General features: G+C 67.4%; 14 protein-coding genes. 4 read left to right on the top strand and 10 right to left on the bottom strand.

The genetic code is table 11. The annotated features are described in order from the left end of the window. Positions 1–58 precede the first annotated feature (58 nt). Together EYR15_RS05345 and trpE are read left to right on the top strand one after the other, a co-directional pair. Positions 59–1,951 carry a SurA N-terminal domain-containing protein gene (locus EYR15_RS05345; RefSeq protein WP_131001863.1) on the top strand — a complete coding sequence of 631 codons (1,893 nt, stop codon included), beginning with the start codon at positions 59–61 and terminating at the stop codon, positions 1,949–1,951. Beyond that, positions 1,951–3,465 (top strand): anthranilate synthase component I, encoded by a 1,515-nt coding sequence (gene trpE, locus EYR15_RS05340; protein ID WP_131001862.1) that lies wholly within the window; start codon positions 1,951–1,953, stop codon positions 3,463–3,465. The genes EYR15_RS05345 and trpE overlap by 1 nt, the downstream gene beginning before the upstream one ends. 66 nt (positions 3,466–3,531) lie before the next feature. On the opposite strand, the gene EYR15_RS05335 is transcribed toward trpE, so the two are convergent. The 3 genes from EYR15_RS05335 to EYR15_RS05325 all read right to left on the bottom strand — a co-directional run bounded on the left by EYR15_RS05335 (position 3,532) and on the right by EYR15_RS05325 (position 7,920). Continuing rightward, positions 3,532–3,819, bottom strand: coding sequence for a YMGG-like glycine zipper-containing protein (locus tag EYR15_RS05335; RefSeq protein WP_131001861.1), 288 nt, complete (start codon positions 3,817–3,819; stop codon positions 3,532–3,534). A 99-nt stretch (positions 3,820–3,918) separates the two neighbouring features. Next, on the bottom strand, positions 3,919–5,526 hold the full coding sequence (locus EYR15_RS05330; protein WP_131001860.1) for an EAL domain-containing protein: 1,608 nt from the start codon (positions 5,524–5,526) through the stop codon (positions 3,919–3,921). A 90-nt stretch (positions 5,527–5,616) separates the two neighbouring features. Then, positions 5,617–7,920: an NADP-dependent malic enzyme gene (locus tag EYR15_RS05325; RefSeq protein WP_131001859.1), complete on the bottom strand. Its 2,304-nt coding sequence runs from the start codon at positions 7,918–7,920 to the stop codon at positions 5,617–5,619. Between the two features lie 188 nt (positions 7,921–8,108). Between EYR15_RS05325 and EYR15_RS05320 the strand changes: the two genes are divergently transcribed. Next, entirely contained in the window at positions 8,109–10,103 is a 1,995-nt protein-coding gene (locus EYR15_RS05320) for a hypothetical protein (protein ID WP_131001858.1), read from the top strand. Positions 10,104–10,108: 5 nt separating this feature from the next. On the opposite strand, the gene aspS is transcribed toward EYR15_RS05320, so the two are convergent. Then, positions 10,109–11,899: an aspartate--tRNA ligase gene (gene aspS, locus EYR15_RS05315; protein ID WP_131001857.1), complete on the bottom strand. Its 1,791-nt coding sequence runs from the start codon at positions 11,897–11,899 to the stop codon at positions 10,109–10,111. A 135-nt stretch (positions 11,900–12,034) separates the two neighbouring features. On the opposite strand from aspS, the gene rnd reads away from it, so the two are divergent. Next, a complete protein-coding gene (gene rnd / locus EYR15_RS05310) occupies positions 12,035–13,279 on the top strand; it encodes a ribonuclease D (protein ID WP_131001856.1) in 1,245 nt (414 codons plus the stop codon). A gap of 6 nt (positions 13,280–13,285) precedes the next feature. Here rnd and EYR15_RS05305 read toward each other — a convergent pair whose 3' ends face one another. The 6 genes from EYR15_RS05305 to EYR15_RS05280 all read right to left on the bottom strand — a co-directional run bounded on the left by EYR15_RS05305 (position 13,286) and on the right by EYR15_RS05280 (position 19,943). Next, positions 13,286–13,627 (bottom strand): hypothetical protein, encoded by a 342-nt coding sequence (locus tag EYR15_RS05305; RefSeq protein WP_131001855.1) that lies wholly within the window; start codon positions 13,625–13,627, stop codon positions 13,286–13,288. Positions 13,628–13,629: 2 nt separating this feature from the next. After that, complete coding sequence (gene ppx, locus EYR15_RS05300) at positions 13,630–15,129, bottom strand: exopolyphosphatase (protein WP_131002413.1); 1,500 nt, start codon at positions 15,127–15,129, stop codon at positions 13,630–13,632. Between the two features lie 79 nt (positions 15,130–15,208). Next, positions 15,209–17,407 carry an RNA degradosome polyphosphate kinase gene (locus EYR15_RS05295; RefSeq protein WP_131001854.1) on the bottom strand — a complete coding sequence of 733 codons (2,199 nt, stop codon included), beginning with the start codon at positions 17,405–17,407 and terminating at the stop codon, positions 15,209–15,211. A 126-nt stretch (positions 17,408–17,533) separates the two neighbouring features. Next, positions 17,534–18,214: an HdaA/DnaA family protein gene (locus EYR15_RS05290; RefSeq protein WP_131001853.1), complete on the bottom strand. Its 681-nt coding sequence runs from the start codon at positions 18,212–18,214 to the stop codon at positions 17,534–17,536. Continuing rightward, entirely contained in the window at positions 18,214–19,377 is a 1,164-nt protein-coding gene (locus EYR15_RS05285) for an AI-2E family transporter (protein WP_131001852.1), read from the bottom strand. The genes EYR15_RS05290 and EYR15_RS05285 overlap by 1 nt, the downstream gene beginning before the upstream one ends. After that, positions 19,374–19,943 (bottom strand): CDP-alcohol phosphatidyltransferase family protein, encoded by a 570-nt coding sequence (locus tag EYR15_RS05280; protein WP_131001851.1) that lies wholly within the window; start codon positions 19,941–19,943, stop codon positions 19,374–19,376. Before EYR15_RS05280 ends, EYR15_RS05285 begins: the two co-directional genes overlap by 4 nt. Positions 19,944–19,978: the final 35 nt, after the last annotated feature.

The following is a 19,978-nucleotide window of genomic DNA, read 5'->3' as shown; positions in this document are numbered from 1 at the left end:
GTCGCGCCCACTTTTTCCGAGCCGGTTGTCGGCGCGGACGTTCGGGCTGGAACACGGAATGCTTCAGACGCTTCGCTCAGGCGCGGCCGGTTGGGTCGCCAAGGTGTTCCTTGGCCTGCTGGTCCTCAGCTTCGCCATCTGGGGCATCGCAGACGTGTTCCGCGTTGGAGGCGCTGCGAAAAATGCCGCCATCGTCGGCGACCGCAGCATCTCCGTCGACGAGTTCCGCAACGCCTACGCGATGGAGCTCCGGCGCATCGGCCAGCAGGCGAAACGCGTGATCACGCCCGAACAGGCGCAGATGGCCGGCGTGGGCGAGCGCGTGCTCGGCAATCTCGTGAACGAGGCGGCGATCGACGCCCGCGTCCAGAGCCTCGGCCTCTCCGTGAGCGATGAGGAGGTCGCGCGCGAGATCCAGAACGACGAGGTGTTCCGCGGCCCGACCGGCGGATTCGACCGGACGACGTTCAACGAAATCTTGCGTCAGAACAATCTGAGCGAGAACGCATATCTCAACCTTCAGCGCACCTTCACGGCACGCAAGCAGCTGACCGACGCGCTGAGCGGCGGCATCGAGCCGCCCGTCGCGCTTCGCCAAGCGCTGCACGCCTATGAGGCCGACAGCCGCTCGGTGTCCTATGTCGAACTGAAGCCCGAGGCGGCCGCTTCCGTGCCGGCCCCTGCCCCCGAGCAGCTCAAGGCGTTCTACGACGAGCGCAAGCTGAGCTTCCGCCTCCCGGAGTACCGAAAGGTCGCCGTCGTCGCGCTCGACGCGCAGGCGATCGCCGCCGGGATTCAGGTGTCCGACGAGGAGCTCCGCGCCTATTACGACAAGAACCGGCCGAGCTATTCCGACCTCGAGAAGCGCTCGATCGAACAGGTCGTCTTCCCCAGCGTGGCGGAAGCGAAGGACGCCTACGAGCGGGTCAAGGCCGGCGCGCCGTTCGAGCAGATCATGCTTCAGCGGAAGATGAAGCCTGAGGACGCCTATCTCGGCGACCTCACCAAGTCGCAGATGCTCGACGCCACGATCGCCGACGCCGCTTTCGCGTTGAAGCGGGGCGAGGTGAGCCAGCCCGTCGAGGGCGCCTACTCCGTCGTGCTGTTGCGCGTCACGGGGATCCAGCAGGAGCATGTGAAGCCGTTCGAGGACGTGCGTGACGACATCCGCGCGGCGGTCGCCGGCGAGCGCGCGAACGGCCAGGTCAAGACGATCCACGACAAGATCGACGACGCCCGGCTCGGCGGGGCGACGCTCGACGAGGTCGCCAAGACCAACAACCTGCAGCTCCGCGTCATCGACGCCGTGGATCGCGAGGGCCGCGGCCCCGACGGCGTCGAGATCGCGGACCTGCCGCAGAAGAACGAGCTGCTCTCGAAGATCTTCGCGACCGATCCGGGCGCCGAGACGTCGCCGATCGGTGGCCCCGATTCCTTTGCCTGGTACGACGTGCGCGGCGTGACGCCGCCGCGCGATCGCCTGTTCGAGGACGCGCGCGCGGACGTCGAGGCCCGCTGGCGCGAGGAGGAGGCCCGTAAGCGCCTCGACGCCCGCACCGAAGCGGCGCTGGCGGAACTTCGGAACGGCGCCACCCTCGACAAGGTCGCGGGCGAGCAGAAGGCCTCGGTCGAGCAGGCGGAAACCACAAGGAGTGGCGGCGCGCCTTCCATCAAGCCCGCTCAGGCTACCCCGATCTTCCAGACGCCGGTCGAAGGCTTCGGCGCGACCGCGGCCGACGAGACCGGCTCCCGCCTCGTCTTCAAGGTCACATCCGTGAACGATCGGCCTTACGATCCGGCGACCGCCCAGCCGAATGAGCAGGCGGACCGGATCGCACAGACGATCGCGAACGACATCGTCACCGCCTTCGTGCAGAAGCTGCGGCAGGATCTCGGCACGCGCTTCGACACCGGGGCGATCGCGCAGGTGACCGGCGGCGGCGCCAGCTGATGCTTGTCCTTCCCGATCTTGAGGAGTTTCGGGGGGCGTACGAGGCAGGCCGGCCTCAGGTGGTCTCGACCACCCTCGTCGGCGATCTCGAGACGCCGGTCTCGGCGTATCTGAAGCTCGCCGAGGGCCGGCCCAACGCCTTCCTGCTCGAATCGGTCGAAGGCGGCGCGACCCGCGGCCGCTATTCGATGATCGGGCTCAAGCCGGACGTGCTCTGGCGCTCACGCGACGGCCGCGCCGAGGTGAACGTCGAGGCTTTGACCGACCTCGACGCCTTCAAGCCATGCGCAGAGCCGCCGCTCGAGGCGTTGCGCGCCTTGCTCGCCGCCTCACGGATCGAACTCCGCGAAAACCTGCCGCCCATGGCGGCCGGGGTGTTCGGCTATCTCGGCTACGACATGGTCCGCGAGATGGAGAACATCGGGGCGCCGAACCGCGACGTCCTGGACGTGCCGGACGCGGTGCTCATGCGGCCGACGGTGATTGTCGTGTTCGATTCGGTGAGGGATGAGATCACCGTCGTGGCCCCTGCGCGGCCGACGCCGGGCGTCTCCGCGGAGTTCGCGCACGCCCGCGCGGTCGACCGGCTGACGGAAGTCGTCGACGGCCTCGACCGCGCCGTCCCGAAGGAGCCGACGCCGCAGCAGGCCGGCGAAGGCTATGACCTGGTCTCCAACACCTCGCCCCAGGAATATGAGGCGATGGTCGAGCGCGCGAAGGAGTACATCGCGGCCGGCGACATCTTCCAGGTCGTGCTGTCCCAACGCTTCGAGGCGCCGTTCGATCTGCCGGCCTTTGCCCTCTACAGGGCTTTGCGGCGGACCAACCCGGCCCCCTTCCTGGTCCATCTCGACTTCGGCGGCTTCCAGATCGTCGGATCGAGCCCCGAAATCCTGGTCCGGGCGCGCGACGGCAAGGTCACGATCCGTCCGATCGCCGGCACGAGGCCGCGCGGCGCGACGCCGACGCTCGACCAGGAACTGGCGGCCGAGCTCCTCGCCGACCCGAAGGAGCGGGCCGAGCACCTCATGCTGCTCGATCTCGGCCGCAACGACGTCGGGCGGGTTGCGGAGATCGGGTCGGTGACGGTCACCGACCAATTCTTCCTCGAGTACTACAGCCAGGTCATGCACATCGTCTCGAACGTCGAGGGCCGCCTTGCGGCGCCGCACGACGCGCTCGACGCGCTGGTCGCAGGCTTTCCCGCGGGCACGGTCTCCGGCGCGCCCAAGGTGCGGGCGATGCAGATCATCGACGAACTCGAGAAGGACAAGCGCGGCGTTTATGCCGGCTGCGTCGGCTATTTCGGCGCGAACGGCGAAATGGACACCTGTATCGTGCTGAGAACGGCCGTCGTGAAGAATGGCCGTATCCACGTCCAGGCGGGCGCCGGGATCGTCGCGGATTCATCCCCTGCATCCGAACAGGCGGAATGCGTCAACAAGGCCAAGGCTCTGTTCCGCGCCGCCGATGAGGCCAGGCGCTTCGCGAGCGCCGCGCGGCGCGGCCAATAAAAAAGGCGGGCGCTCCAAGAAGCGCCCGCCCAAGCTCAACCGCCCAAGTTTTTCGTCACTTTGAAATCAGCAAGCGACGCGGTAGCGCTCGCCGTAGCGGTTGGTTTCATAGCAACGCGCGCGGCGACGCTCCGGGCCGGGCTGCTGAGAACCGACGACAGCGCCGCCGGCCGCGCCAAGGGCGCCGCCCACAAGCGCGCCGCTCGCCCTGCCAGTGATGATGCCGCCGGCGGCCGCGCCGACTCCGGTGCCGATAAGCGCGCCGCTCAGGGTGCGCTCATTGCGGGTTTCGCCGCAGGCGCCAAGGCCAAGGGCGAGGGCGGAAACCGCGATGATCGAGGCCGTCTTCTTCATGGGCGTAACTCCGATTGAGATGAAGCGCATTGTAGGCTGCGGATCGCGCGCGACCAGATGCTTTCACAGAAGTGACCACGGGATCGTTACCGGAACGCTTCAGGCGGCGGTGCGCGCGGCCCGGGGCGCCTCCGCCACGTCAGGCGTCATCGCCTTGACGAGCGCGAGGTAGGACGAGGCCGGCAGCGGCGGCGCGAACACGTAGCCCTGCGCCATCCGCACGCCCTTGCCGCGGAGGTATTCGACCTGCTCGATCGTCTCGACGCCTTCGGCGATGAGATCGAGGTTCATGTCGCTCGCGAGCCGCACGAGGCTGTCGACGATGGCGACCGAGTACCGGCTGGTGCCGATGGCGTCGACGAACATCTTGTCCATCTTCATGACGTCGACGCCGAGCTTCAGCAGGTAGGACAGCCCGCCATGGCCGGTGCCGACGTCGTCGAGCGCGACGCGCGCGCCGAGCGCCTGCAGCTTCGAGATCACGATACGGGCGCGCGGGATATCGGTCAGGGGCTGGCGCTCGGTCACCTCGAACATCAGCTGGCCCATGCCGATCGGCGAGCCCGCGAAGATGCGCTCGACGTCGTCGACGATCGAGACGTCGTCGAAATGGCGAGCGACGAGGTTGAAGCCGACCTTCAATCCCGGCCGCGCGCGGTAGGCCTCGCCGAGATCGTCGCGCGCCGATTCCATCAGCGCCCGGGTCAGCGGGAATATCTGGTCGCTCGCTTCCGCCAGGCCGATGAACGAGCCGGGGGGCGCCATACGGCCGTCAGGCTTGCGCCAGCGGACCAGCACCTCGCATCCCTTGAGCCTGCCGGTGACGATGTCGATCACCGGCTGGTAGTAGGGCACGAACTCGCCGCGCCGGATGCCGTCGGCGATCTCGCGAACCGGCCCGCCCGATCGGCGGCTGATCAGGATCGCGACCGTGGCGACGACCGCGGCGAACACCAGGCTGCAAAGGTTGGCGTAGAGGAACAACCCCTCGTTGGCCTTGGCGGTGGCCGCGCCCGGCACCTCGATCTCGACCTTCATCGGATAGCGCTGCGAAGCGGCGCGCGCCGAGATCTTGGGAATGATGGACGGCTGTTCGTTCATGAGCAGCGGGTCGAGGTAACGGCGCGTGATCTGGCCGCCGTCGATCATGACCAGTTCGACAATGAAGGAGGCACCGACGGCGCTGCGAAGGAACTCCGGCAGAAGATTCTCGCCCGGCACGAGCACCCGCAAGGCGCTGCCATCCGGGTTGCGCCATTGCAGGCGGACGAACTGCTGAGGACTGGTCTCGCCGATGCGGACGGTCGACAGAAAGACGTCGGGGTTGGTCGTCCCGTGCTCGGCAGAGGTCAGCCTGACCACGCGCGGCTGGCCGAATGCGGCGCATCGCGCGACGCCCTGAGGATCGACGAAGCCGACTTCGCTAGCCGACGGCGCCTGGAGCGGAGAGCCGAGAGCGACCTCCCGGCTGAGGTCGGCGCATTTGGCGACGCCCTTCATGCCCATCGAGATCAGCATGGCCGCCGACTCGTCGAGGCGGCGCTCGGCGACGGTCAGCACCTTGGCGGCGATCTCGTCCACCTCGCTCTGCGAGGTGGCGGCGATGTTCATGGCGAGCAGCGCGTTGAGGCCGATAATCGGGCCGGCGGCGATCGCGAGACCCGTCAGAAGGGCCCTCTTCCACGAATGTCCGCCGTCTTGCGCCACAGTCCCGCCTTGCCCGGACGAAGCAGGATCGCTTTTCCGGGCACGACGGTACGGCTTTTTGCTTAATACGAGCCTAAGCGGTGGTTTCCATCATGCCGGCGACTGCACCTGAGCCTCGACGACCGCCAGCGCAGTCATGTTGACGATGCCACGCGCCGTCACGGACGGAGTCAGAATGTGAGCCGGCTTCGCCGCGCCGATCAGGATCGGCCCAACCGGGAGAGCGTCCGCCAGCGATTTGATGAGCTGGACCGCGATGTGCGCGGCGTCGAGGTTGGGGAAGATCAGCAGGTTCGCCTCGCCCGACAAAAGCGAGTTCGGCATCACCCGCTCCCGAAGTTCGGGACGAAGGGCGACGTCGCCGGTCATCTCGCCGTCGACCTCGAGGTCGGGCGCGGCCTTCCTGATCAGAGCGAGCGCGTCTCGCATCTTCCGGGCCGAAACCGTGTCGTCCGCCCCGAAATTGGCGTGCGAAAGCAGCGCGATCTTCGGCGTCAGACCGAACCGCGCGACGCTCTTCGCGCACAGGATCGCGCAATCCGCGACGGTGCGGGCGTCCGGCTCCGGGATGACATAGGGATCGGCGAGAAAATACGCGCCGCGGCCACTGATCAGCAGCGCAAGCGCCGAGTAGTTTGGCACCTCGGGCGCTTTGCCGATCACCTCATCGATCGCCTGAAGATGCTCGCGGAAGCGGCCCTCCAGCCCGCAGATCATGGCGTCGGCGTCGCCGCGCTGGACGGCGAGCGCCGCGATGACGGTGGAGTTGGTGCGCACGATTGTGCGCGCGCGGTCGGGGCTGACGCCGCTCCGTCCGGCGCGCTCGACATAGAGCGAGACGTAGTCGCGGTAGCGGCGGTCGTCTTCGGGATTGATGATCTCGACGTCGATTCCCGGCTTGAAGGTCAGGCCGAAGCGACGGGCGCGCACGTCGATCACGTGAGGACGACCGATCAGGATCGGCGTCGCGATACCCTCCTCAAGCGCAACCTGCGAGGCCCGCAGCGCCCGCTCGTCCTCGCCTTCGGCGTAGATCACCCGCTTGGGGGTCGCACGGGCTGCCGCGAATACCGGCTTCATGACGAAGCCGGAGCGGAACACGAAGCGGTTGAGCTGTTCCTCATAGGCGCGGAAGTCCGCGATAGGCCGCCGGGCTACGCCGGTCTCCATCGCGGCGCGCGCGACAGCCGGCGCGATGCGCAAAATAAGGCGTGGATCGAACGGGCTCGGGATCAGCGAGTCCGGCCCGAACAGGCGCGTGACGCCGCCATAGGCCTGGCTGACGACGTCGGAGGACGGCTCGCGCGCAAGCGCCGCGATCGCCTGCACCGCCGCGGCCTTCATCGCCTCGTTGATGGTCGTCGCGCCGACGTCCAGCGCTCCGCGGAAGATGTAGGGGAAGCAGAGGACGTTGTTGACCTGGTTCGGGAAGTCCGAACGGCCGGTGCAGATCATCGCGCCCGGGCTCGCCTCCCGGGCAAGGTCCGGCATGATTTCGGGGACAGGGTTTGCGAGCGCCATGATCATCGGCTGCGGCGCCATGCGCTTGACCATGTCGACCTTCAGAACCCCGCCGGCGGACAGACCGAGGAACACGTCAGCGCCGTCGATAACCTCGCCCAGCGTCCGCTTGGTCGTCTTCTGGGCGTAGACGCTCTTCCAGCGGTCCATGAGCGCCTCGCGGCCCTCGTAGACGACCCCTTCGATGTCGGTGACCCAGATGTTCTCGCGCTTGGCGCCGAGCGTGACGAGCAGATTGAGGCAGGCCAGCGCCGCGGCGCCCGCGCCCGACGTCACGACCTTGACCTCGGAAAGCTTCTTGTTCGCGATCTCGAGCCCGTTGACGATGGCGGCCGCGACGATGATCGCGGTGCCGTGCTGGTCGTCGTGGAACACCGGGATACCCATGCGGGCCTTACAGGCCTCCTCGACCTCAAAGCATTCCGGAGCCTTGATGTCCTCGAGGTTGATCCCGCCGAAGGTCGGCTCGAGCGCGCACACAACTTCGATGAGCCGCTTGGCGTCCTTCTCGGCGACCTCGATGTCGAAGACGTCGATCCCGGCGAATTTCTTGAAAAGGACCGCCTTGCCCTCCATCACTGGCTTGCTCGCGAGTGGCCCGATATCGCCCATGCCGAGCACGGCCGTGCCATTCGAGAGCACCGCGACCAGGTTTTGCCGAATGGTGAGTTCGGCGGCCATGTCGGGGTTTTCGGCGATCGCGTCGCATGCCGCGGCCACGCCGGGGGAATAAGCGAGCGCGAGATCGCGCTGGTTGCCCAGGGGCTTGGTCGCCTTGATCTCGATCTTGCCCGGCCGAGAGCCCGTGCTCGTCGAGCCGCGGTGATACACCAGCGCGCCCGTGCGTAGGTCTTCGGACATCTCGATGGCCATCAGGCGCTCCCCAGCTGGCGCGCCTGAAATCGGCGCTTGGATGGGCAATGGCCTTTCGTCGTATGCCGGTCAAGCGATCAGACGGCGAATCAACCGACAAGCCCTTACCCTGGCCATCGTTTGGTCCGACGACGAGGCGAGGCCATGACGGCGGCCGAGGATCACCTGCTGGAGCGGAGAAGCAAGGCATGCGGATAAGGCTTCGGACGATCATCGCGAGCGTCGCCGCTCTTGCGGCTCTTGCCGCGATCTCCGTCGCCTCCGCGCCCACCGTGGCCCAGTACGTGGCCGAGCGAGAGGTCGATAAGACGCTTGGCCGAATTCGCCGCCTCAGCACCGCGGTGGCCGATCGCGGCGAGGTGTCGGTCGACATTGGCGCGCGCTCGGTGACCGTTCACGACATCTCAATTGATCCCCCCGGCGGAAGATCCCGCATCCAGATCGGATCGCTGACGATCGTGCGTCCGTGGCAGGTCGACGACAACCTGACGGCGGAGCGCGTCGTGGCCGAACACATCCGGGTGGAGTCGACGCTCGGTGAAACCATAATCCCTCGTTTCGAAGCCCGCGATTATTCCGGGCTCTCCCGCGGGCTGGTCGCCACGCCCGGCATCGGCTCGTCGGCTCGAAGCCAGGCCGAAATCATCGCGAGCATTTCGAGCGCGGAGGCGAGCGCGCCGTCGATCGAGATTACGGAGACGCGCACCAAAATCACCCGGACGTTCAAGGACGTCACGATCAGTCGCATCTCGAATGGGGTGCTCGACACGATGATGATCGGGTCCGCCTCCGTCACCGCGCCGAACCTGAAGCCGGGCCGCGCGGTGCGGACGGAAGGCCTGACGCTCACCGGCTCGAAGCTCGTCGCAAAGTCGCTCAGCCTGCCGACGCTCTGGCGCTTCTATGCGGGCGACGGCGCGGGCGACCGCGAAGTCCTCCTCCGGTCCCTCGCGATAGACGAACTGACGATCCGCGCGGGAATGAGACCGGACGGCGCCTGGCGCGCTTCCGCGAAGGGAGCGTTCGCGGAGGATTTCAGGCTTCGCGCTCTTGGCTTTCCTTTTGCGGTTATCGACGACGTGATCGCCAAGCTGGACTCCGACGAGCCCGCAACGCCCGCCGACAACCGCCAACGCATCGCAGTTGTCGTCGACGCCGCACGCGCTTTTTCGTTCGCGTCGATCGGAGCGCGTGAAATCACGATCGAATCGCGTGGCGCTGACGGCGCCCGCCGCTCCGGACGGGCCGACAGCTTTGCTCTGGAGGGCTACGCGGACGCCCGACTGGAGCGGATCCGGGCGGACGGCGTTCGCTACGCGCCCGACGACGCCAGCGACATCGCTGCACGAAGCTTCGAGCTCGAGCGTTTCGACGCATCGCGCATCGCCGAATACGGCGCGCGTGTCGGACGGAACGAGGTCATGCTGCAGACGCGGCCGACGACAGAGGAGATCATCCGCACTGCGCCGCGCATCGCGCAGATTTCGTTGACGGGCGCCGACGCCAAGAACGCCGTCGGCGCGCTGGAGGTGGCGAAGGCCGACATCGTCCTGGACGCGCCGCTCGACGACGTCCCGCAGAAGGTGACGGCGCGGTTCTCGAACCTCAATGCGACAGGAGCGGCCGACACCTCATTCCGCCGGCTGCTCGAAGCGGCGGCCCTCGATAGGCTCGAAGGCAGCGGGATGGCGTCGCTGAGCTTCGACCTGACCCGGCGGGAGCTGGCGCTCGACGCCTTGAAGGTAAAATTCGAAGGCGTCGGCGCGGTTCATGCCAAGGGCGCGTTTGGGGAGGTCGATCCCACTCTCGCGATGAGCGCGGGCGCTGCGATGTTCGAGAAGTTCTCGTCGATCGTGCTGGAGCCCTTCCGCTTCACCATCGAGAACGACGGGGGCTTCGAGACGTTGCTGAAGCGCGCGGCCGCGCGGGCCGGACAGCCGGAAGACCAGTTCAGGGCCGCGCTAGCCGAACGGACGCAGGAGGAGTTCGCGCGTCTGTTCGGCCCGCCCGCGGTCCAGTCGGCCGCAGCGCTCGCGGGCTTCATCCGCGAGCCGCGTTCGATCGTGGTCTCCGTCGACCCGAGAGACGCGGAAGTCCGGCTGATCGATTTCCTGCAGTCGCTGAACCTCGGCCCGGCCGGTATCGCCCAGACCATTGACGTCCGGGTCTTCAACCGACGCTGAAGCCCCTAGGCCGATCTGGCGGCCGGCTGCGGCGGCTGCGCGAGGCGGATGTGTAGGTCCTTGAGTTGCTTCGGCGAGACTTCCGACGGCGAGCCCATCAGCAGATCGAGCGCTTGCTGGTTCATCGGGAAGATCGAGATCTCGCGCAAATTGGTCACGCCGGTGAGCAGCATGACGATGCGGTCCACGCCGGCCGCCATGCCGCCATGCGGCGGCGCGCCGTATTGGAACGCGCGGTACATGCCGCCGAAGCGCTCGACCACCGTCTCCTCGCCATAGCCGGCGATCTCGAAGGCCTTCACCATCGCCTCGGGGCGGTGGTTGCGGATGCCGCCGGAGGCGATCTCGTAGCCGTTGCAGGCGATGTCGTACTGGAACGCCTTGATGGTCAGCGGGTCTTGGCCGTTCAGCGCGTCGAGCCCGCCCTGCGGCATCGAGAAGGGGTTGTGCGAGAAGTCGACCTTCTTCTCGTCCTCGTTCCACTCGTACATCGGGAAGTCGACGATCCAGGCGAGCTCAAAGCGGTCGAAATCGACGAGCTTCAGCTCTTCGCCGACCTTGGTCCGCGCAAGCCCTGCGAAGCGCACGAACTTCGACGGGTCGCCTGCCACGAAGAACGCGGCGTCACCGTCCTTGAGGCCGAGCTGCTCGCGGATCGCCGCGGTGCGCTCCGGGCCGATGTTGTTCGCGATCGGGCCTGCGCCCTCCCCGCCTTCGCGCCACATGACGTAGCCGAGGCCCGGCTGGCCTTCGCTCTGCGCCCAAGAGTTCATACGGTCGCAGAAGGCGCGGCTGCCGCCGGTCGGCCCGGGGATCGCCCAGACCTGCGCGCCCTCGGTCTCCAGCATCCGCGCGAAGACCTTGAAGTTCGAGCCGCGGAAATGCTCCGAGACGTCCTGCATCACCAGCGGGTTGCGCAAATCCGGCTTGTCCGTGCCGTATTTCCGCATCGACTCGGCGTAGGGGATGCGCGGCCACTTCTTGGTCACCGGCTTGCCGTCGGCGAAGTCCTCGAACACGCCGGTGATCACCGGCTCGACGGCGGCGAAAACGTCCTCCTGCTCCACGAAGCTCATTTCGAGGTCGAGCTGGTAGAACTCGCCCGGCAGACGGTCGGCGCGCGGGTCCTCGTCGCGGAAGCAGGGCGCGATCTGGAAGTAGCGGTCAAAGCCGCTCATCATGATCAGCTGCTTGTACTGCTGCGGCGCCTGCGGCAGCGCATAGAACTTGCCCGGATGGATGCGGCTCGGCACCAGGAAGTCGCGCGCGCCTTCAGGGCTCGACGCAGTGAGGATCGGCGTCTGGAACTCGAAGAACCCCTGCCCCTTCATCTTGGAGCGCATGGCGTCGATGATCGCGCCGCGCGTCATGATGTTCCGGTGCAGCTTCTCGCGACGGAGATCGAGGAAGCGGTAACGGAGCCGCGTCTCCTCCGGATAATCCTGATCGCCGAACACCGGCAGCGGCAGCTCGGCCGCGGCGCCGAGCGTCTCGATCTCGGTGCAATAGAGCTCGACCTGACCCGTGGGCAGGTCCGCGTTCTCCGTTCCCGCAGGGCGCGCGCGCAGGCGACCGTCGCAACGGATGACCCACTCGGAACGCACGGTCTCGGCCATCTTGAACGCGGGACTGTCGGGATCGACCACGACCTGGGTGAGGCCGTAATGGTCGCGCAGATCGATGAACAGCACGCCGCCATGGTCGCGCACGCGGTGGACCCAGCCGGAGATCCGGACGGTCTCGCCGACATGGGCGGACCGGAGTTCGCCGCAGGTATGGGTGCGGTAGCGATGCATCGTCGATCAGTCCCGGTCTTTGGCGGCCGGCGCAGCCGCCTTGAAAAGCGGCCGGACCACGGCATGGGGTCCAGACCTTGTCAAGAACGCGCGGCCGGCAGACAAGCCGTTCGCGCTCGGCTATAGCGGGTTTCGATGACGATGATCACCTCGACAGACGCGCTCGCCGCAACCTGCGCCCGCATGGCGCGCGCCGACTTCGTGACGGTGGACACCGAGTTCCTACGCGAGACGACCTTCTGGCCGAAGCTCTGCGTGGTTCAGCTCGCCGACGAGGAAGGGCCGGTGGTGATCGACGCCCTGGCGCCCGGCATCGACCTCGCCCCTTTGTTCGAGCTGATGGCGACTGAGAGCGTGCTCAAGGTCTTCCATTCCGGCCGGCAGGACATCGAGATCTTCCATCACCTCTCGGGCCACGTGCCGCACCCCGTGTTCGACACGCAGGTCGCGGCAATGGTGCTCGGCTATGGCGACTCGGTCTCCTACGACCAGCTGGTTCAGCGGACGACCGGCGTCGCGCTCGACAAGTCGTCGCGCTTCACCGACTGGAGCCGCCGCCCGCTTTCCGAAGACCAGATCACCTACGCGATCGCGGACGTGACGCATCTCAGGAACGTCTACGCAAAGCTCTCCGCCGATCTCGCGAAGCGCGGTCGCGCCGACTGGCTCGTCGAGGAGATGGAGACCCTCACCTCCCCCGCGACCTACGCCGCGCATCCCGACGACGCCTGGCGGCGCTTCGCGTCTCGCCTGAAGAAGCCGCGCGATCTCGCTGTGATGATGGAGGTCGCGGCCTGGCGCGAGCGCGAGGCGCAAGGCCGCGACGTGCCGCGCTCGCGGGTGCTGAAGGACGACGCCTTGATCGAGGTCGCGACCCGTGCGCCGCGCAATGTCGAAGCTCTGGGATCGTTACGCGCGTTTCCGAAGGGCTACGAACGCTCCCGCGCCGGACAGGAGATCCTGGAGGCCGTCGGCCGCGCCGCCGAGCGCGATCCCGCCACCCTGCCCCAGATCGAGCGTGACCGCGCCGGACACGTCGCCAATCCCGCGACGGTCGAGCTTCTCAAGGTGCTGCTGCGCATGATCGCCGAGCGCAATGCGGTCGCCCCGAAGATCATCGCCAATGTCGAGGACCTCGAGCGCATCGCGGCGGACGACGAGGCGGACGTTGCTGCGCTCGCCGGCTGGCGGCGGGAACTGTTCGGCGAACACGCGCTGAAGCTGAAGGCCGGCACGCTTGCGCTCGCGATCGAACGCGGCCGTGTCGTTACGCTGGATCGTGAGCCTGGAGAAGATGGCCCGCTGCCGGCGCCGCGCCCCAGGCGCGGCCGCGGCCGCCGTCCAGAAAACGCGGTCGAGAGCGAGCCGGTCGAGGGCTGAACGCCCTCAGATGGCTTCGAAGGCGAACAGCCCGATGAGGCCGACCAGGCAGACGAGGCCGAGCAGGAAGGCGAAGTCAGCGACCCGCTCGCAGCGACGCCCGAGCGTCGGCGCTCCTTCCGAGAGCCTGATCGAGAGATAGGAGAACAGCGCGCTGAACAGGAAGGCGACGGCGATGGCCGCGCCGTACTCGTCCACGACGCTCGGACCCGACCGGCTCTCGACGATCTTCACGAGGCCCACCAGCGTGGTGCAGATGCCGATCATCGTGCCCGAAGCCGGCAGGATGTAGCTGGCCAGCCTCTGCCCGGTTCGATTAGAGGACGCCGCGCCGCGCTCCTCGGCCATCGTCAGATCGCGACGATCGCGGTGCGCCGGCCGAGGATCTTGCCGAGCTTCGACAGGCGGTTCCGCAGGCGCTCGCTTTCGAGATCGCCCAGTTCGTTCGGCAGCCGGAGCGTCAGAACGTCCTTCTTCACGGTCAGCGGCGCGCGCAGCAGCACGCCGGGCACGGAGGCCGAGACCAGATAGGCGACGCGCATCGCGGCGCCGAGCGTGCGCGCCCGGTCGAGGATGCGGGTCGAGGCGAGCTCGCGGATGCGCGGGCTCGCTTCGTCGTCGAGCAGGCCCATGTGCCGGTAGAAGATCGCGAGCGCCATATAGGCCCGGCCGGGATGGTCGACGCCGACGAAGGCCCCGTGCGCGATGACGTCGAGGGCCTGCTCGCCGCGATAGTCGGGATGTACGCGCCAGGCGATGTCGGAGAGATGGCAGGCGGCGTGGCGCCAGCGGCGCTCCTCCGCCTCCTCTTCGATGTCGCAGCTTCGGAACAGACGATCGGTCCATTCCACGAGGTCGTCGCCATGGCGCGGCGCGCGGGCGCGCAGCCAGCCGAGGTCGCGCGCGGACGAGATAAGCGCATCCTCGCGGCGGCCCTCCTCGTCGAGCAGTTCGTAGAGCAAGCCTTCGCGGACCCCGAGGCCGGACATCACGACGTCGCGCGGCTTGCCGATGCGGATGATGTGCTCAAGCACCAGCGCGCCATAGGCGAGCAGCGGGCGGCGCTCGGAGGAGACGACGCTGATCGCGCTCAGCGTGTCGGGATCGACGCGCCGGACGAGACGGCAGAACTCCAGCGCCTCGCGGGCCGGGATCGTGTAGCCGTGGAGAACGTGCAGCGGATAGTTCTTCTGCATCATGTGAAGATGTGCCAACGCGCGCCACGTGCCGCCGACGGCGTAGAAAGCCCTGCCTTTCACACGGTCCAGCTGCTTGGAGCCTTCGAGCGCGTCGCGCACGACGCGGTCCGCCTTCTTGATCGACTTGTCGGAGATGTCCTGCAGCCGGATACCGCCGAGCGGATAGGTGTCGCCGTGGCCGACGCGGTTCTTGGATACGTCGATTAGTTCGAGGCTGCCGCCGCCGAGATCGCCCACCACCCCATCGGGCCGGAACACGCCGGAGACGACGCCGAACGCCGACAAGCGGGCCTCGCGCGCTCCGGACAGCAACTGGACCGGCTCGCGGCAGATGCGCTCAGCCTCGCGGATGAACTCGCCTCCGTTCTCGGCGTCCCGCGCGGCGGCGGTCGCGAGCACGTACATGCGGCTGACGCCCATACCGTCGGCCAACGTCCTGAAGCGCCTCAGCGCGGACAGCGCTTTGGCGACCGATTCGTCGGCGAGCCGATTGGTTGTCGCGAGCGACCGGCCGAGCGCGCAGAGCTCCTTTTCGTTGAACATCGCAGTCGGCGCGCGGGACAGGCCCTCGTAGACCACGAGGCGCACGGAATTGGAGCCGATGTCCACGATCGCGACGGGCGGTCCATAGGGCAGCCTGCCCGGCGTCAGCGGCCGTTTGCCGGCTGCGGCGTAAGGCGTCTCCGTCTCGCCCGGCGCGTCGGGGAGCGGGGCGCTCTTCTTTCCGCCTTTATCCACGCTTGGCGAGCCTGCGCGGCGAACTCGTCTTCACGGATTTTCCGCGACCGGAAAGGCTTGGATTGGTCATGAAATACTGATGCGCGTTGAAGGGCTCCTCGCCCTCGGCCGGGGCGATGCGGCGCGAGGAGCCGTCCGGAAGCAGGGTCCAGCTCTGCTGGTTGTCCTTCAGGTTCGCGACCATGATCTGGTCGAGGACCTGTTCGTGAACGGTGGGGTTGAGGATCGGAAGCATCGCCTCGACGCGCCGATCGAGGTTGCGTTGCATAAGGTCGGCCGAGGCGATGTACACGTGGGCCTGCGGCGACGGCAAGCCGTAGCCTCCGCCAAACGCGTAGATCCGGCTGTGCTCCAGGAAGCGCCCGACGATCGATTTTACGCGGATGTTTTCGGACAGGCCGGGGACGCCGGGCCTCAGCGAGCACATGCCGCGCACGACGAAGTCGATCTTCACGCCGGCTTCGCTCGCCTCGTAGAGCGCGTCGATGATCTGCGGATCGACGAGGCTGTTGCACTTGCCCCAGATCGCGGCCGGGCGGCCGGCCTTGGCGTGCTCGATCTCCTCGCGGACGCGGCCGAGGAAGACCTTGCGAAGCGTCGCCGGCGAGGCCGCCATGCGCTCGAGTTCGTCCGGCTCCGCATAGCCCGTGATGAAGTTGAACAGGCGCCCGACGTCACGGCCGATCACCGGATCGGCGGTAAAGAAAGACAAGTCCGTGTAAATCTTGGCCGTAACCGGATGGTAGTTTCCGGTGCCGACGTGACAATAGGTGGTTAAGCCGCCGGCCTCGCGGCGCACGACCAGCGACAGCTTGGAGTGCGTCTTCAGCTCGATGAAGCCGAACACCACCTGCACGCCGGCGCGCTCCAGATCGCGCGACCAGCGGATGTTGGCCTCCTCGTCGAACCGCGCCTTGAGCTCGACCAGCGCCGTCACCGACTTGCCGGCCTCGGCAGCCTCCGCCAGCGCGCGGACGATCGGGCTGTCGGACGAGGTCCGATAGAGCGTCTGCTTGATCGCGACGACGTTCGGATCGCGGGCGGCCTGGTTCAGGAACTGCACCACCACGTCGAACGATTCGTAGGGGTGGTGGACGACGAAGTCCTTCTCCCGGATGGCCGCGAAGCAGTCGCCGCCGGCCTCGCGGACCCGTTCCGGGAAGCGCGGGTTATACGCCTTGAACTTGAGCTCCGGCCGATCGATTGAGACGATCTGGCTGAGATCGCCGAGAGCCAGCACGCCGTCGACCACGAAGACCTCGTCATCGGTTACGTCGAGCGCGTCGATTACGAAGGCGCGCAGCTCCGGCGGCATCGTGTTCTCGACTTCGAGGCGGATTACCGAGCCGCGGCGGCGGCGCTTCAGCGCGCTCTCGAAGGTGCGGACGAGATCCTCCGCCTCCTCTTCGACCTCGAGATCGCTGTCGCGGATCACGCGGAAGCCGGCTTGGCCCTTCACGACATAGCCGGGGAACAGGCGCTGGATGAACAGGCCGATGACCTGCTCCAGGCTGATGAAGCGGGCCCCCGGCTCGCCTTCCGGCAGGCGGATGAAGCGCTCGACGCGCGCCGGCATGCGGATCAGCGCGTTCAGGGCGCGGCCGTCGCTCTGGCGCGTCAGGTTGAGCGCGATCGTGAAGCCGAGATTGGGGATGAACGGGAAGGGATGCGCCGGATCGACCGCCAGCGGGGTCAGCACGGGAAAAACGTAGTTCAGAAAATAGTCTTCGAGCCACAGCATCTCGGACTTTGACAGGCCAGGGCCCTCGATCAGATGGATCTGCGCCTCGGCGAGCTGGCTGCGCAGCTCCAGCCAGCGTTTCTGCTGATCGTGCGCAAGCGAGGACACCACCTCGCCGATGCGGATCAACTGCTCGCCCGGGGTCAACCCGTCCGGCGAACGCTCCGTCAGTCCCGACTTGAACTGGCCGCGTAGCCCCGCGACGCGGACCATGAAGAACTCGTCGAGATTGTTCGCGGAGATCGAGAGGAAGCGGAGCTGCTCCAGTACGGGATGGTTGAGGTTTGAGGCCTCCTCCAACACGCGCCTGTTGAAGCCGATCCAGGAAATTTCACGGTTCACGAAGCGCGACGGATCGCCCACTGGCGGCGGCGTTTCGACGATCGCAGGAGTGGCGAGCTCGACGCCGGCGATCTCGGCGCGCGGCGGAACCTGAGCGATCTCGTTCATGGACTCGTCTCTCACAGCGTCGCGTTTCACGGCGGCCCGGCGGCGGCCGCGCGGCTGCATACGACGTTCCTGTGACGGCTTGGCGACGCCGGAAGGCTTAGGGTCGGAAGGATCGGCGGCGTCCATTCAATCCTCTTCGTCGAGCAGGCGGGCGAGGACGTCGCCGGCAAGGCCCCGGCCAACTGCGCGGCCGCGCGCCAGCGACTCATGATCGAGCGCGTCGACCACACGCCGCACGGAGCCAAGAGAACGATCGCATCTGCGCGCGATGAAGGCCACCACATCCGCGTCCACCCGGAGCTGGCGCTCGTCGAGCAGCTTGACCAGCACCGCCTGGACCATGGCCTCCTCCGGCGGCTCCAGTCGCGCTTGGGGCAGAGCCCTCAGCCTGGAAGCTAGATCGGGCAGCGTCGGCCAGAGCAGCGAAGGACCCATGCGGGCGGTCAGAAGGAGATAGGCGTTCCGCTCGCGCGCCGCGTTCAGGAGATGGAACAGCCCGGTCTCGTCCACGCTGTCGACATCCTCGACAAACGTCGGCGCAATGCTCTCCTCGAGGATCCGGCGCGCGGCCTCCTCGGGGTCGGTCGCCTCGACGGCGGACGCCTGCTCCGCCCACATCGAGGCCAGATGCGTCTTGCCGGCGCCCTCGTCGCCGACGAGGAGCAGCACCTTGTCCGGCCATGCCGGCCATCCCGTCACCAGCGCATGCGCGGCTTCGTTCGCCGAACCGACAAGATAGTCGTCGGCGCCGAGCCGCGGCTCGTGCGGCAGGGCGAGCGGGATCTGGCGGGGCGCCTCGCGCGCCATCACGTCTCCCCGGAGACGTCCGGCGCCGCCTGCGGCCTGTCGATCCGCGGGTTCGGTGCGAACAGGCTCGAGGTCTGGGGCCCGCCGGGCAGGACAGTCGGCCCCTGGCGCCCGGTATAAAACGGGCTCTCCAGATAGCGCTGGACGGCGAAGCGCGCGAGCACGCCGAGCGCCGCGGCGAGAGGCACGGCGACCAGCAGCCCGACGAAGCCCATGAGGTAGCCGAAGGCGACGAGAGCGAACATCAGCCAGACCGGATGCAGGCCGACCGAGCGCCCGACGAGGCGCGGCTGCAGGATGTTGCCCTCGACGAACTGGCCGAAGACGAAGATGCCGAGCACGAGCGCCACCATCGTCCAGTCCGGCCAGAACTGCACGATCGCGACGCCGACGGAGACCAGCAAGCCGGTCAGGGAGCCGACGTAAGGGATGAAGCCGAGCAGGCCGGCGCCGAGGCCGATCACCAGTCCGAAGTTCAGGCCGACGATCGTCAGCGCGATTGCGTAGAAGGTGCCGAGGATGAGACAGACGAGCGCCTGACCGCGAACGAAGCCGGCGATGCTGTCGTCCATTTCGCGGGCGAGCCGCCGGACGGTCTCGCGGTGCTGAAGCGGCGTCCAGGCGTCGACCTGATCGATCATCCGGTCCCAGTCGATCAGCATGTAGAAGGCGACGACCGGCGTCACGACGATGAGGCTGGCCAGAGAAACCAGCGCCTGTCCGCTTGCCCAGAGCGAGGCGAGAAACGAGGTCGCCCAGTTGATGCCCTCTCCCACGATAGCGCCGAGGGACGCCTTTGCCTGGCCGATGCCCTGCCCGACCATGCGGCCGAGGAAACTGTCGGACTGCACCGCGAGCAATTCTTGGAGCCGGGCGACGGTGGCGGGCAGCTTCTCGATGAAGTTTGAGATCTGCCCAGCGAGCAGCGGCGCGACGAGCACGATGGCGAGCACGAGCACGAGGACGACGGAAGTGAGGATCACCAACGTCCCCGCGACGCGCGGCAGGCCGAGGCGCTCCAGCCGATCGGCGACGGGATCGAGCAGGTAAGCGAGCGCCAAGCCGGCGACGAAGGGCAGCAGGATGCCTGAGAACAGATAGAGGAAGAACGCCACCGCCAGCAGCGCCGCGAGCCAGAACAGAGCCTGTCGCTGGAAGTTCATGGCGCTCTCTCCTGGTCGCCCGGCGCGGCCGGCTCCGTCAGCGCCATGTGACGGATGAAGGCCACGAGATAGGCGGCGGCCGAGGCGAGCGTCAAGCCGCCCACGCCCCAAGCGCCCATCGTCTCCGCCAGCGGCAGGCTGAGCCCGAAACCGTCCGATCCGAGGATGAAGCCCGCAAACACGATTTGCGCGACGGTGTTCAGCTTGCTCACGGCGAGCGGGACGATCGGCAGCGGCCGCGCCACTAGCCAGGCGACGAGTACGCCGCCGATGATGACGACGTCGCGAAACACGACCGCGATCGCCAGCAGCCGCGGGATCTCGAGCAAGACCCCGAGCGTCACATAGATCGAGACCAGCAGAGCCTTGTCGGCGACCGCGTCGAGATAGGCGCCGAGCTCCGTCTTCTGGTTGCGGGTCCGCGCGAGATAACCGTCGAGCCCATCCGTGACGCCTGCGAGCGCGAACAGCCAGAACGCCGCCAGCGGCTGGCCGCTCGCGATCAGCCAGACGAGCAGAGGCACGCTGAAGATGCGTGCGATCGTGAGGAGGTTCGGCAGGTTCACGTGGCGTTCGTCTCCAGTTTGTTTGGGCGCTCGGC

Source organism: Hansschlegelia quercus, from assembly GCF_004310425.1.
GTDB lineage: Bacteria > Pseudomonadota > Alphaproteobacteria > Rhizobiales > Methylopilaceae > Methylopila > Methylopila quercus.
The sequence above is the reverse complement of the archived record's forward strand: the minus strand, read 5'-3'. Positions and strand labels throughout refer to the sequence as shown.

Bases quoted from the DNA above. Each gene is read 5' to 3' on its own strand.
- EYR15_RS05345 (WP_131001863.1), top strand. From the start codon at position 59: ATGCTTCAGACGCTTCGCTCAGGCGCGGCCGGTTGGGTCGCCAAGGTG.
- trpE (WP_131001862.1), top strand. From the start codon at position 1,951: ATGCTTGTCCTTCCCGATCTTGAGGAGTTTCGGGGGGCGTACGAGGCA.
- EYR15_RS05335 (WP_131001861.1), bottom strand. From the start codon at position 3,819: ATGAAGAAGACGGCCTCGATCATCGCGGTTTCCGCCCTCGCCCTTGGC.
- EYR15_RS05325 (WP_131001859.1), bottom strand. From the start codon at position 7,920: ATGGCCATCGAGATGTCCGAAGACCTACGCACGGGCGCGCTGGTGTAT.
- EYR15_RS05320 (WP_131001858.1), top strand. From the start codon at position 8,109: ATGCGGATAAGGCTTCGGACGATCATCGCGAGCGTCGCCGCTCTTGCG.
- aspS (WP_131001857.1), bottom strand. From the start codon at position 11,899: ATGCATCGCTACCGCACCCATACCTGCGGCGAACTCCGGTCCGCCCAT.
- rnd (WP_131001856.1), top strand. From the start codon at position 12,035: ATGACGATGATCACCTCGACAGACGCGCTCGCCGCAACCTGCGCCCGC.
- EYR15_RS05305 (WP_131001855.1), bottom strand. From the start codon at position 13,627: ATGGCCGAGGAGCGCGGCGCGGCGTCCTCTAATCGAACCGGGCAGAGG.
- EYR15_RS05295 (WP_131001854.1), bottom strand. From the start codon at position 17,407: ATGAACGAGATCGCTCAGGTTCCGCCGCGCGCCGAGATCGCCGGCGTC.
- EYR15_RS05290 (WP_131001853.1), bottom strand. From the start codon at position 18,214: ATGGCGCGCGAGGCGCCCCGCCAGATCCCGCTCGCCCTGCCGCACGAG.
- EYR15_RS05285 (WP_131001852.1), bottom strand. From the start codon at position 19,377: ATGAACTTCCAGCGACAGGCTCTGTTCTGGCTCGCGGCGCTGCTGGCG.